Source organism: Stenotrophomonas sp. CFBP8980 (assembly GCF_034046095.1).
Taxonomy (GTDB): domain Bacteria; phylum Pseudomonadota; class Gammaproteobacteria; order Xanthomonadales; family Xanthomonadaceae; genus Stenotrophomonas; species Stenotrophomonas lacuserhaii.
On record NZ_JAXCXF010000001.1, the window covers coordinates 332,793 to 345,689 of the forward strand.

The window sequence follows — 12,897 nt, forward strand, 5'->3', positions numbered from 1 at the left end:
AGGTAGACGATGTCGTTCCGTCAGTTTCCCGCGACCGATTCCAATGGCGAAAGCCGCATCATTCTCGAGTTCAAGCCGGAAGATGCATCTGCGCAGGACCAGCGCGCCGAGCCACGTTACGAACTGGAGGATGGGCGTGTGCTGGTGCGCAGCGGGCGAGAGTTCGTGACGCCCGGCGGTGATGTCCGGTTGAGCATCTGAGCGGTCGAACGGGTGCGCCCCCTCGCGGGGTGCTGCGTATAGCGGTTTACGTGTGTGGCGCCGGGCGGGTGGCCCATGCAGGACACGCCGTAAACCCTTCCATGGGGGCTCGCTGTTGCCATCCATGGCAACAGACGGTCCTGCATGAGCCACCCGCCCGTCGCCCTGACAGGTTCCGGTGGCTGCACGCCGCGTAATGAAAAAAAGAAAAGCGGTAGCGCCGACCCATGGTCGGCGAGCGCAGCGGGCCGTTGGCGGGAACATTCCGCCGACCATGGGTCGGCGCTACCAATGCCGACACGGGCACCGTGGACGTGTCGCCGGGCCGCAGGCCCGGCAGACCTCGACAACCTGTGGCGTAATTTTCGCCACCCATCTTGACAGCGTTTGGCCGCAAGGGCTGCGGCCTGTTATCCACATGTTTGTGCGATAACCATCCACACCGCCTGTGGATGAAACCGTCAGCGTGTCAGTACCCGACCAATCCCGCTGTCGTCCACTTCTGCCGCCGCCGCGGCGATCGCCATGTCGCTGCTGCCGGGCACGAAACCGATGCGGAAATGCACGTCGCCACCCGGCGTGCGCGAGGAATGGATCGAGGCCAGGCTCACCTGGTGCTGCTCGAACACATGCAACAGCGCGCGCAGGGAACCGGGACGATCTTCCGGCAGGTGTACCGACAATGCTTGGCGTTCGGTCAGGTCGGCCAGCAGGTAACCCATACGCTCGAAGGTGTAGTTGCCATCGGCAAGCACCTGTTCGCCGAACGCATCACGATTGGCCTGCAACATCTGCTGGCGGAACCCCGCGCGTGCCGCGTCGTCGCCCTGCTGCACCTGCAGCTGCAACTGCTGCAGCTGGCCGATCAAGCGCTCCAGCATCGGCGCCACGTGCGGATTGCCGAACTGGATATCCTCGTAGATCGCCGGGTTCAACGACAGGATCCGCGAGATGATCGCCGTATCCAGCTCGAAGGACGCCGATCGATACGGCAGCAGCGCGGAAAGTTCGCCGAGTTCGGCCGCATAGCCGCGCAACACGCCGGCCTGCGCCAGGTGCCCCGCATGCACCATCGCCTGCACCAGCGCCATCACCTTGTCGTGGTGGGCAGGCGTGGCACGCACGCACTCGGCCTGCAGGGCCGCGTACAGCTCGTTGAGCCACGGCTGCCAGCGCTGCACGCGGGCTTCGCAGACCACCATCACCCTGCCCTTCAGCGTCGGAGACTTGGGCGGCGCGGTCATCGGATGCAGGCCCACGACGTCCGCCTGCGAGGCCAGCATCGCCTGCACCGGGGCCTCTTTCACCGAGGTGACGTCCAGCCACAATCGACCCGCCTCGCGGCCTGCCGATGCCTGCACGTACTCGGCCATCAGCGCGGGCGTATGCCGGATCGGCGCTGAGAACAACAGCACGTCGGCCCGTTCCAGCAACTGCTCTGGTGTGTGCGAGGTGGCATCGGCAGGATCATGGCCGATCACCTGCAGCTGCAGGCGCTGTTCGAAGAAGCGGGTCAGCCAGCGGCCATACGCGCCGGCGCTGCCGACGATACCGATCACCTGCGGCGATGCGCTCATTCCAGCTGCTCCACGGCAAATCGATGCGGCTGCGCCAACGCAGCCGGTGCAGCGGCATGCACGTCGAACTCTTCGTGGCCGTTGGCCAGCGTGGCTTCCAGTGCCGCATGGGTGCCCGACACGGCGCGGCCTATCGCCTGCTGCATGTCCTCGCCGCGCAGCAGGAACGCCACGATCAAGGCCATCAGCACATCGCCGGTGCCAGCCACGTCCACCGGCAGCAGCGGCGAGGTCCAGCGCCAGACGCCGGACGCGCTCACCGCCAGCGTCACCAGTTCGCCACCGTCGCCGGAAACACTGTGCGCCAACACCCACGTCGGCCCACGGCCCAGCAGCACGCGGGCGGCGGCAATGGCGTCGTCCTGCGCCAGCGCGGGCATGCCGGTCAGGCGGCCCAGCTCGAAGGCATTGGGCGTGACCAGCCACGCATGCGGCAGCAGGCGCTCGGCGAAGACTTTCTCCAGACCCGGTTCGACGTAGGGGCCGGTGTGGGTATCGCCGATCACCGGATCCAGGCAGTAACGCAGTTGCGGGCACGCCGGCAGGGTCTGATCCAGCCAATCCGCGAACGCCGCGCCGTTGTCGACGCTGCCGAAATAGCCGGATACCAGCATCCGCGCCCGCTGCGGCAGGCCGCGTTCGCTGGCACCGCGCAGCAGGTCGGCAAACCAGTCCGCCGGCAAGACGCGCCCGCGGGTGGTTTCGTAAAAGGGCGCGTTGCTAAGCAGCGTGGTCGGCACTTCGGCCACACGCAGGCCCAGTGCCCGCAGCGGAGGTGCTGCGGCGCTGTTGCCGGCGTGGCCGTAGACAAGCTGGGACTGGACCGAAATGACATCGACCGGCGACGGGCCGTCCGGGCGCTGGCGACGGCCGTGGACCAGGTGGTTTTCGAGGGATTCGCTCATCAGCCCATTTTACGCCCGTGACGACCAACGGTCGTCACCCACCGGAAGCGCAAGGGCAGGACGGCCAGCGGCCGTCGCTACCAGAGCGGTGGCGTCGGGCGGGACGGCCAGCGGCCGTCACTACCGGGCGTCAGGAGGTCATCCGGTCCCAGAAGCCCTTGACGCCATCGATGAACGTCGCCGACTTCGGCGAGTGCTTACGGGCGTCTTCGCCGACAAAGGTGGCTTCGAACTGTTCCATCAGCTTGCGCTGGTCCGGCGTCAGGTTGACCGGGGTTTCCACCACCACGCGGCAGTACAGGTCACCCTCGGTGCGGCTGCGCACCGAACGCACGCCCTTGCCGCGCAGGCGGAACAGCTTGCCGGTCTGGGTTTCAGCCGGAATGCGGATCTCCGCTTCGCCGCCCAGCGTGGCCACGCGGATGCTGTCGCCCAACGAGGCCTGCGAAATACGGATCGGCACTTCGCAATGCAGGTCGTCGCCGTCGCGCTGGAAGATGGCGTGCTCGCGCACCCGCACTTCCACGTACAGATCGCCCGGCTGGGTACCGGCCGGACCGGCTTCGCCTTCACCGGCCAGGCGGATGCGGTCGCCGGTATCCACGCCGGCAGGCACCTTGACCGACAGCACCTTGTCTTCTTCCACGCGGCCATTGCCGTGGCAGGTCTTGCACGGCTGGGCGATGGTCTGCCCGCGCCCGTTGCAGTGGTGGCACGCCTGCTGCATGGCGAAGATGCCGCGCTGGATGCGCACCTGGCCACGGCCGTGGCAGACGCTGCAGGTTTCCACCTTGCCGTCTTCCGAACCGCTGCCATCGCAATCGCCGCACTCGGCCAGGGTCGGGATCTCGATGCGGCGCTCGATGCCGCGCACGGCTTCTTCCAGGTCCAGTTCCATCACGTAACCGATGTCGGCCCCGCGACGGGCCTGGCGCTGGCCACCGGCGCCACCTCCGAAAATGTTGCCGAAGATGTCGCCGAAAATATCATTCATGTCCGGACCACCCGGACCGCCGCCGCCACCGCCCATGCCGTGTTCGAACGCGGCATGCCCGTGGGCGTCGTACATCCGTCGCTTGTTGCCGTCGGACAGGATTTCGTAGGCTTCCTTGCACTCCTTGAACGCCGCTTCGGCGGCCGCATCACCCGGGTTGCGATCGGGATGGTGCTTCATCGCACAGCGGCGGTAGGCCTTCTTCAGCTCTTCGTCAGTGGCAGTGCGGGCAACGCCCAGGACTTCGTAATAATCGCGCTTGCTCATGGAGTGGATCGCTTTCCGGTACGTCGGGATTCGTCAAAGCAGAAAAGCGGACAAGGTCCGCTCCTGCGTCGGGCGCCCCGACTCGCCTCGCGGCGGCCAGGACCCTGATGCGACGACGGGACGCTGCGCGAGGCAACGTCCCGCGTCGGTCTGGATCAGGACTTCTTGTCGTCCTTTACTTCGGTGAACTCGGCATCGACGACGTCGTCGTGCTTGGCACCGGCGCCGGCGTCGGCCCCCGGGGCGCCGCCCTGGTCACCGGCCGAAGCGGCGGCGAACAGCGCCTGGCCGGCTTCTTCCAGTGCCTTCGAGCGCGATTCGATCTGCGCCTTGTCGTCACCCTTCATCGCCGTTTCCAGGTCGGCCAGTGCCGCTTCGACCTTGCCGATCACATCACCGCCGACCTTGCTGCCGTGCTCGGTGATCGCCGAACGGGTGCCGTGGATCAGGGCATCGGCCTGGTTGCGGGCCTGCACCAGTTCCTGGAACTTCTTGTCTTCTTCGCGGTTGGCTTCGGCGTCCGCCACCATGCGTGCGATCTCGTCCTCGGACAGGCCCGAACCGGCCTTGATCTCGACCTTCTGTTCCTTGTTGGTCTTCTTGTCCTTGGCCGACACGTGCAGGATGCCGTTGGCGTCGATGTCGAAGGACACTTCCACCTGCGGCAGGCCGCGCGGTGCCGGCTCGATGCCGGACAGGTCGAACTTGGCCAGCGACTTGTTGAAGCGGGCCTGCTCACGCTCACCCTGCAGCACGTGCACCGTCACCGCCGACTGATTGTCCTCGGCGGTGGAGAACACCTGCGAGGCCTTGGTCGGGATGGTGGTGTTCTTCTCGATGATCTTGGTGAACACACCGCCCATGGTTTCGATACCCAGCGACAGCGGGGTCACGTCCAGCAGCAGCACGTCCTTGACGTCGCCGCCAAGCACGCCGCCCTGGATGGCCGCACCCAGTGCCACGGCTTCGTCCGGGTTGACGTCCTTGCGCGGCTCCTTGCCGAAGAACTCGGTCACCGCCTGCTGCACCTTCGGCATGCGGGTCTGGCCACCGACCAGGATGACCTCGCTGATGTCGCTCGAGCGCAGGCCGGCGTCATTCAACGCAACGCGGCACGGCTCGATCGACTTGCGGATCAGCTCGTCCACCAGCGACTCCAGCTTGGCGCGGGTCAGCTTGATGTTCAGGTGCTTCGGGCCGGACGCATCGGCGGTCACGTACGGCAGGTTGACTTCGGTCTGCTGGGCGCTGGAGAGCTCGATCTTGGCGCGCTCGGCGGCGTCCTTCAGACGCTGCAGGGCCAGCGGATCCTTGCGCAGGTCGATGCCCTGGTCCTTGTTGAACTCTTCAACCAGGTACTCGATGACGCGGTTGTCGAAATCTTCGCCGCCGAGGAAGGTGTCACCGTTGGTGGCCAGCACTTCGAACTGCTTTTCACCGTCGACGTTGGCGATCTCGATCACCGACACGTCGAAGGTGCCGCCGCCCAGATCGTAGACCACGATCTTGCGGTCCTTGTTGTCACCCTTGTCCAGGCCATAGGCCAGCGCGGCCGCAGTCGGCTCGTTGATGATGCGCTTGACGTCCAGGCCGGCGATGCGACCTGCGTCCTTGGTGGCCTGGCGCTGGCTGTCGTTGAAGTACGCCGGCACGGTGATGACCGCTTCGGTGACCTTCTCACCGAGATAATCCTCGGCGGTCTTCTTCATCTTCTCCAGCACCTTGGCGGAGATTTCCTGCGGCGCCATCTTGCGCGCATCGCTGGTGGACACCCAGGCATCGCCATTGTCGTGGGCCAGGATGCCGTACGGCACGTGGGCGATGTCCTTCTGCACTTCGGCGTCGGTGAACTTGCGGCCGATCAGGCGCTTCACCGCGTAGAAAGTGTTCTTCGGATTGGTGACCGCCTGGCGCTTGGCCGAGGCACCCACCAGGACTTCGCCGTCCTTGGTGTAGGCCACGATCGACGGGGTGGTGCGATCGCCTTCCGAGTTTTCGATGACGCGGGCCTTGCCGCCGTCCATGATCGCCACGCACGAGTTGGTGGTGCCGAGGTCGATACCAATGATCTTGCCCATGGGGGACTCCTGAAGATTATTCGGTTAATCCGGCCGCAGCCGGTGTATGAATGGGATGTGGGGGAGGCTCGTGGAACATTCAAGCCATCCCGGGACGCTGTATTCCATGATTCAGGATCCAGGCCACGCCGGGCCATGCCCGGCGCACCGGCATTCCCGATTCGCGGTCAGTCGCGCGCGACCACCACCAGCGCCGGGCGCAGCAGGCGGTCGTTGAGCAGGTACCCCTTCTGGAACACCTGCACCACGCTGCCCGGGGCGGCGCCGTTGGCATCGACCTGGCTGATCGCCTGGTGGTGCTCCGGGTTGAAGGGCTGTCCGGTCGGGTCGAGCAGTGCCAGTCCGTTGTCTGCGGCCACCTTCAGCAGCTGCCTGTAGGTCATTTCAAGGCCGTCGCGCAGCGGGCTGGCGTCCTCGCCTGCGGCCTTCAGGCCGGCGTCCAGGCTGTCGAACACCGGCAACAGCTCGCCGAGCAGCTTCTCGTTGGCGAAACGGCGGGCCTGTTCCACGTCCCGGGTCATGCGCTTGCGCTGGTTGTCCAGGTCGGCGCGCTCACGCAGCGCATCGGCCTTGACCTGCTCCAGCTCACCGCGCAGCTGCTCCAGCTGGTCGTGGTGGGCCGCAGCGGCCTCGTCGGCGGCCGGGTTGGATTCGATATCGTGATGATTTTGGTTCATGTGCGTTTCCCTGGCGGTGACTCCCCGCCTCCATCCCACCTAGTGTGGGCGGGAAACTGCGTTTCAAGCGCCGCGGGTCATCGCGTTGCCCGTTCCCGGCGAAAAGGCCGCCCCGAGCACCTCGGCGGTGGCCTGCACCAGCGGGATCATCCGGTCGTAGGCCATCCGCTTCGGCCCGATCACCCCCAGCACGCCCAGCACCTGGCCATCGGCGATATACGGCGCAGTGACCAGCGAGACGCCTTCCAGCGGCACCACCCCGGTTTCTTCGCCAATGAAGATGCGCACGCCCGGCGCCTGGATGGTGCGCTCCAGCAATTGCAGGATCTCGCGCTTGCTCGAAAACAGCTCGAACAACTCGCGCAGCCGTTCCAGGTCGGACAGGTCCTGCACGCCCATCAGGCGGGTCTGGCCGGCTACCAGCATGTCGTTGGCCGGCGGCTGCAGCGCCTGCTCGGCCAGCTCGATGCTGTGCGCCAGCAGCTGTTCCATCTCGCTGCGGGTATCGCGCAGCTCGTGCAGAAGGCGGCGGCGTATCTGCGCCACCGGAAGCCCGGCGAAGTGGGTATTCAGGTAGTTGGCGACCTGCTCCAGCTCGCCCGGCTCCCAAGGCCTGCGGGCCTCGATCACCCGGTTCTGCACCTCGCTGTCGGCGAACACCACGATTGCCAGCACGCGATAGGCGTCCAGCGCCACGAAATCGATCTGGCGGAAGGCGAACTGCTCCCGCGTGGGCGCACTGACCACGCCGACGAAATGGCTCATCGCCGACAGCAGCTCGGAGGCACTGCCGAGCAGCGCCTGGGTGCCGGCGCCACTGGCCAGCTCGCTGCGCAGGCGGCTCAGGTCCTGCTCGCCCGGCGGATGCATCTGCACCAGGCTGTCCACGAACACCCGGTAGCCGTGCGCGGTGGGAATGCGCCCGGCCGAAGTATGCGGCGAACTGAGCAGCCCCAGGTCTTCCAGGTCGCCCAGGATGTTGCGGATGGTCGCCGCGCTGACATCCAGCCCCGCCGTGCGCGCAAGCGTTGCCGACCCTACCGGCTCGCCATCCTGGATGTGGCGGGCGATCAGGGTACGCAGCAGGTGCCGCGAACGTGGGGCAAGTTGGTCGAAAGACGGCGGCATTGGATCAGCCTGTGAGACTCCCCTCCTAGATAATGCCGGGAAGGACGCTTGGCAAGTCATTGGTACATGCCATCGTGCGTGCTAGCGTTGCGCGGCTTGAGAGACCTACTGGACCATGCTCAGACACTTATCAATCAAGGATTTCGCTGTTGTCCGCGCCACTGAACTGGAGTTCGGCCCCGGCATGACCGTGGTATCGGGCGAAACCGGCGCGGGCAAATCGCTGATGGTGGACGCGCTGGGCTTCCTGTCCGGCCTGCGCGCCGACAGCGGCGTGGTGCGCCACGGCGCCCCGCGCGCCGAGTTGTCGGCCGAGTTCGCGCTGGAACAGCTCGCCGGCGCCCGCCGCTGGCTGGCCGACAACGAACTGGACGACGACGAACAATGCCAGCTGCGCCGGGTCATCCGCGCCGACGGCGGCTCGCGGGCCTGGATCAACGGCCGCCCGGTGACCATTTCGCAGCTCACTGAACTGGCCGGCCTGCTGGTGGAAATCCACGGCCAGCACGAACAGCAGGCGCTGCTGACCCGGCCTTCGCAGCTGGCCCTGCTCGATGCCTATGCCAGCAACGCCGAGCAGCGCCGCGCCGTGCGGGTGGCTGCAGCCGGCTGGCAGACGCTGGTCGACGAAGCCGCGGCGCTGTCACGGCAGGGCGATGTCAGCGACCGCATCGGCTTCCTGGAACACCAACTGCGCGAACTGGAACGCGAAGAGCTGGAACCCGAATCGATCATCGCGCTGGGCGCCAGCCATCGCCGCCAGGCCCACGCCAGCGCCCTGCTGACCACCTGCGATACCGCCACCACCCGCATCAACGGAGACGACGACGCCTCCGCGCTGGGGCTGCTGGCGCAGGTGCGCGGCGATCTGGGGCGGATGATTGAACACGATGCCCGGCTGGGCGAGGTGGATGCGCTGATCGACAGCGCCAGCATCCAGTTGCAGGAAGCGCTGAGCCTGCTGGACCGTGTGCACGACGACCTGGACGCCGACCCGGAGCAGTTCGAAGACAACGAGCGCCGGCTGGGCCGCCTGCATGACCTGGCCCGCAAGCACCGCGTGCCGATGGAAGAGCTGGCCGCCCAGCGCGACCGCATGCAGGCCGAAGTCGAGCAGCTGCGGGGGGCTGACGTGCGCCTGCAGAAGCTGGCCGGGGAAATCGAAAAGGCTGCGGCCGCCTGGCGTGAACAGGCGGCGGTGCTCAGCGCCGGGCGCCAGCGCGCAGCGGCCGAACTGTCCACCACCACCACCGGGCTGATCGCCGAACTGGGCATGGGCGGCGGCCAGTTCCTGATCCAGCTGGAACCGCAGGACCTGGCCAAGCCGGATCCGCAGGGCGCCGAACGGGTGGAGTTCCTGGTGGCCGCCAATGCCGGCCAGCCGCCGCGCCCCCTGCGCAAGGTGGCTTCCGGTGGCGAGCTGTCACGTATCTCGCTGGCCATCGAAGTGGCCGCGCTGGACCTGGATGCGGTGCCGACCATGGTGTTTGACGAAGTCGATTCGGGCATCGGCGGCGCGGTGGCCGACATCGTCGGGCAGAAGCTGCGCGCGCTCGGCGAAAAGCGTCAGGTGCTGTGCGTTACCCACCTGCCGCAGGTCGCGTCGAAGGGCCACGCGCATTACCGCGTCAGCAAGGCGCCGGTGGAGGGCATGACCCAGAGCGCGGTGGAAAAGCTGGACACCAAGGCCCGCGAAGAAGAACTGGCGCGCATGCTGGGCGGGGTGGAAGTCAGCAAGGAAGCACGCGCGGCGGCCAGGAAGCTGCTGGCGGGCTGACCTGCGGGCGGGCCGCCTGACGGCCCGCTGGCGCCACGGTCCGCTGCGCTCGCCGACCATGGGTCGGCGCTACCGCTCACTCTGGTAGCGCCGAACCATGCTCGGCGGAATGCCTGAACGAAAAACCCCGGGCACGCCCGGGGTTTTTCGTCAACGCTCATGCCAGGACTCAGCGGCGCTTCTTGCGCACGTAGAGAACCAGCGAGTGCTCCTCCAGCTCATACCCGTGATCGGCTGCGATCTTGCGCTGCAGCTCCTCGATTTCAGCACTTTCGAACTCGATCACGTTGCCCGAATCCACGTCCACCATATGGTCGTGATGGCCGCCGCGGTCCAGTTCATAGACGGCCTGGCCGCCTTCGAAATTATGCTTCAGCACCAGGCCGGCGGCCTCGAACTGGGTCAGGACACGGTAAACCGTGGCCAGGCCGATCTCATCACCGTGCTCCAGCAACTGGCGGTAGATGTCTTCGGCGGTCATGTGGTGCTGGTGGTTCTGGGCATTGCGCTGTTCGAGCAACGCCAGGATCCGCATCCGCGGATGGGTCACCTTCAGGCCGACTTTGCGCAGGTCGTGGGTTTCCATATGTCTCCGTTCATTGGCGATTTAGCGCCAGCTGCCTCGGATTGGGTCGCGGTGGCACGCCGGGAGTGTATCATCGGATCGATTTCCCCAAACGCGATTCCCGATGCGCAATCTCCTGCTGGTCGCCGCCGTTGCCCTGTCCACCACGGGCTGCGGCATCATCTATAAGCAACCCATCTATCAGGGCAACCTGGTCCGGGAAGATGCCGTGTCCAAGCTGCAGGTCGGGCAGAGCAAGCAGCAGGTCAACGCCCTGCTGGGCACCCCCTCGGTGGCCGACCCGTTCCATGCCCAGCGCTGGGACTACATGGCCAGCCAGCGCATCGACCGCGTGGGCCGTACCGAAACGAAGAACTTCACCGTGTACTTCGAAAACGATGTGGTCACCCGCTGGGAAGGCGATTACTTCCCGGCCCAGGATTCCAAGCTGGCCACGCAGACGGTGCGGCAGTTCGGCCGCAACCTGCCGAAAGAAAAGAAGAAGGGCGGCGGCTGACCCGGTAGTGACGGCCGCTGGCCGTCAACCGCGCCAACCTGAACCTGGCGGATGATGCACAACCTGGTGGGTGATTCCCAGCCTGGTGGGTGACGACCGTTGGTGGTCACAGCCTCACCGCCCCACCTACCTGGGCTGCGCCTTCGCCCGCCGCCGACGGTTGTCCTTCGGGTCGGCCAGCAGCGGGCGCAACAGCTCTACTCGGTCGCCGTCCTGCAGCACCTGGTCGGTACGCGCCATGACTCCGTGAACCGCCACCGCAGGGCATGCGTCGCCGCCTTCCAGCGCCGCAGCCACGACGGCTTCGGCCACCGTGGCGCCTTCGGCCAGCTCCAGCGTGCGATCAAGCACCCGCTCCGGCCAGGCCAGCACTACCTGCACCCGGATCACCAGCTCACTCCTGCTCGTCAGCCACACGCACGAAATCGTTGACCATGCGGTCGGCCAGCCCTTGGAAGCCCAGCGCCAGCGCCGGCGCCAGCAGCCGTGACTTCGGTTCGAATTCCAGTTCCAGGCTGACCTTGCAGGCGTCTTCGGCCAGCGAATGGAACTCCCAACGCCCGTGCAGGCGCTTGAACGGACCATCACGCAGCTTCATGTCGATGGATGCAGGGCGTACCAGGGTGTTTTCGGTCATGAACCAGGTCGAGAACGAGCCCAGTCCAAGGTCCAGCCGGGCGACCAGGCGCTGTTCGCCCTCTTCCAGGATCTGCGCGGCCGAACACCAACGGAAGCGACGCGGATAGGCGGCGATATCGTTGACCAGATCAAACATGCGCGCCGCGGAGTGTTCAACCAGGGCGCTTCGACGGATGGTAGGCATTTCAGGTTCGGCTGCAGGTGATCGACCGGGCGGGCCCGAATCGGAGACAATAGGGGAATGAGCAAGAACAGCAGCAAGGATAAAGCAAAGAACGCGACGGCCAACAAAACCATCGCGTTGAACAAGCGTGCCCGGCACGAATACCACATCGAGGAGCGCTTCGAGGCGGGCCTCGCCCTGCAGGGCTGGGAAGTGAAATCGATCCGTGCAGGCCGCGGCAACATCGTTGACGCATATGCCTATGTGAAGCAGGGTGAGATCTTCCTGATCGGCGCGCAGATCACCCCGTTGATCCAGGCGTCCACCCACGTGGTGGCCGAAGACCGCCGCGAGCGCAAACTGCTGCTGCATCGGAGCGAGATCGACAAGCTGGTCGGCAAGGTGGAGCGCGATGGCTACACCATCGTCCCCACCGCGATGTACTGGAGCAAGAACAAGATCAAGCTGGAAGTGGCGCTGGCAAAGGGCAAGCAGGACCACGACAAGCGTGACGCCGCCAAGGACCGCGAATGGGCGATTGAAAAGTCGCGGGTCATGCGCCGCGGCAACCGCGACGCCTGACCGCCCCGTGCTATTGGGGTGGGTGACGACCGTTGGTCGTCGATTCTTCGCTCCGGTGCGTGACGACCGTTGGTCGTCACGCGGTTGCTGTCGCCCGGGCCGCTACGCTCGCCGAGCATGGCTCGGCGCTACCACCCAGATAGTCCGGTAGTGACGGCCCTTGGCCGTCAATGCTTCGCTCTGGTGGGTGACGACCGTTGGTCGTCACGCCCTCCCCGCCCGCTCAGACGTCCACCGCCCCGCCCTTCATCCGCGGCGACAACGCCGCGTGCATCACGGCCAGGTGCATCACCACGGCCAGCTCGTCGGCATGGCTGTCATCACCCGCGCGCCAGCGATTCGCCAGCGTCGCCGCTTCGCCCGGCAGCAACGCCAACAGCCGCGAGTCATCCATCGCATCGGCCGCCTGCTGTAGACGGCGCGACAACCGACGCGCCTGCAGCACGTGGATCAGTGCGCTCACCATGGCCAACGCCAGCAGCGCGATCGCCAAGCCATGCTCGAACCATTGGGACAGAACGTCCGGCTCCGGCGCCCACGCCAGCACCGCCAGCAACAGCAGGCCCAGCAGGCGCCAATAGCCCAGCGAGGGTCGCTTGCGGCGTGGCCAGTGCACCACCACCGCACTGGCCACCAAGGCCGCAGCCGCCGTCACCGGCAGTTCGATCAGGCACCCGGCCGCCACCAGGGCAACCAGCGCCGTCCACACCCACGGCGGCGGCACGGCCCTGCGCAGGTAGCCCATTCCCACCGGGCCGACCAATTGCCGGAGGCTGCGCTTGTTGCTTACGTCCACCTGTTACCTCGCCTGCAGAGCCAGTCCCAAT

14 protein-coding genes are annotated in these 12,897 nt (G+C 66.3%); 4 read left to right on the plus strand and 10 right to left on the minus strand.

Annotated elements, in window-relative coordinates:
• Positions 1 to 9: 9 nt before the first annotated feature.
• A complete protein-coding gene (locus tag SOM47_RS01525) occupies positions 10 to 201 on the plus strand; it encodes a hypothetical protein (protein ID WP_192083785.1) in 192 nt (63 codons plus the stop codon).
• Positions 202 to 662: 461 nt separating this feature from the next.
• On the opposite strand, the gene SOM47_RS01530 is transcribed toward SOM47_RS01525, so the two are convergent.
• From SOM47_RS01530 to hrcA, 6 genes are all read right to left on the minus strand, one after another.
• The gene (locus SOM47_RS01530; protein ID WP_320504589.1) at positions 663 to 1,778 is read right to left on the minus strand and encodes a prephenate dehydrogenase; all 1,116 of its coding nucleotides are present in this window, start codon (positions 1,776 to 1,778) and stop codon (positions 663 to 665) included.
• Complete coding sequence (gene pdxY, locus SOM47_RS01535) at positions 1,775 to 2,683, minus strand: pyridoxal kinase (protein ID WP_042612300.1); 909 nt, start codon at positions 2,681 to 2,683, stop codon at positions 1,775 to 1,777. Before pdxY ends, SOM47_RS01530 begins: the two co-directional genes overlap by 4 nt.
• Positions 2,684 to 2,813: 130 nt before the next feature.
• Entirely contained in the window at positions 2,814 to 3,944 is a 1,131-nt protein-coding gene (gene dnaJ, locus SOM47_RS01540; protein ID WP_042612301.1) for a molecular chaperone DnaJ, read from the minus strand.
• A gap of 155 nt (positions 3,945 to 4,099) precedes the next feature.
• Entirely contained in the window at positions 4,100 to 6,022 is a 1,923-nt protein-coding gene (gene dnaK / locus SOM47_RS01545; RefSeq protein ID WP_042612302.1) for a molecular chaperone DnaK, read from the minus strand.
• 167 nt (positions 6,023 to 6,189) lie between these two features.
• Entirely contained in the window at positions 6,190 to 6,699 is a 510-nt protein-coding gene (gene grpE / locus SOM47_RS01550) for a nucleotide exchange factor GrpE (protein ID WP_320504590.1), read from the minus strand.
• Between the two features lie 63 nt (positions 6,700 to 6,762).
• Positions 6,763 to 7,827, minus strand: coding sequence for a heat-inducible transcriptional repressor HrcA (gene hrcA, locus SOM47_RS01555; protein ID WP_320504591.1), 1,065 nt, complete (start codon positions 7,825 to 7,827; stop codon positions 6,763 to 6,765).
• A 115-nt stretch (positions 7,828 to 7,942) separates the two neighbouring features.
• Here hrcA and recN point away from each other — a divergent pair, with 115 nt between their 5' ends.
• Positions 7,943 to 9,604, plus strand: a complete 1,662-nt coding sequence (recN, locus tag SOM47_RS01560) for a DNA repair protein RecN (protein ID WP_320504592.1) — start codon at positions 7,943 to 7,945, stop codon at positions 9,602 to 9,604.
• 169 nt (positions 9,605 to 9,773) lie between these two features.
• Here the strand turns inward: recN and fur are convergent, their stop codons facing one another.
• Entirely contained in the window at positions 9,774 to 10,190 is a 417-nt protein-coding gene (gene fur, locus SOM47_RS01565; RefSeq protein WP_042612306.1) for a ferric iron uptake transcriptional regulator, read from the minus strand.
• Between the two features lie 103 nt (positions 10,191 to 10,293).
• On the opposite strand from fur, the gene SOM47_RS01570 reads away from it, so the two are divergent.
• On the plus strand, positions 10,294 to 10,686 hold the full coding sequence (locus tag SOM47_RS01570) for an outer membrane protein assembly factor BamE (protein ID WP_192083788.1): 393 nt from the start codon (positions 10,294 to 10,296) through the stop codon (positions 10,684 to 10,686).
• A 126-nt stretch (positions 10,687 to 10,812) separates the two neighbouring features.
• Here the strand turns inward: SOM47_RS01570 and SOM47_RS01575 are convergent, their stop codons facing one another.
• Both SOM47_RS01575 and SOM47_RS01580 read right to left on the minus strand, forming a co-directional pair.
• Positions 10,813 to 11,076 (minus strand): RnfH family protein, encoded by a 264-nt coding sequence (locus tag SOM47_RS01575; protein ID WP_042612308.1) that lies wholly within the window; start codon positions 11,074 to 11,076, stop codon positions 10,813 to 10,815.
• Between the two features lie 4 nt (positions 11,077 to 11,080).
• Positions 11,081 to 11,509 carry a type II toxin-antitoxin system RatA family toxin gene (locus tag SOM47_RS01580; RefSeq protein ID WP_192083789.1) on the minus strand — a complete coding sequence of 143 codons (429 nt, stop codon included), beginning with the start codon at positions 11,507 to 11,509 and terminating at the stop codon, positions 11,081 to 11,083.
• A 57-nt stretch (positions 11,510 to 11,566) separates the two neighbouring features.
• Between SOM47_RS01580 and smpB the strand changes: the two genes are divergently transcribed.
• Entirely contained in the window at positions 11,567 to 12,070 is a 504-nt protein-coding gene (gene smpB / locus SOM47_RS01585) for an SsrA-binding protein SmpB (protein WP_042612310.1), read from the plus strand.
• Positions 12,071 to 12,293: 223 nt separating this feature from the next.
• Here smpB and SOM47_RS01590 read toward each other — a convergent pair whose 3' ends face one another.
• The gene (locus SOM47_RS01590; RefSeq protein ID WP_320505043.1) at positions 12,294 to 12,815 is read right to left on the minus strand and encodes a hypothetical protein; all 522 of its coding nucleotides are present in this window, start codon (positions 12,813 to 12,815) and stop codon (positions 12,294 to 12,296) included.
• Between the last annotated feature and the right edge of the window lie 82 nt (positions 12,816 to 12,897).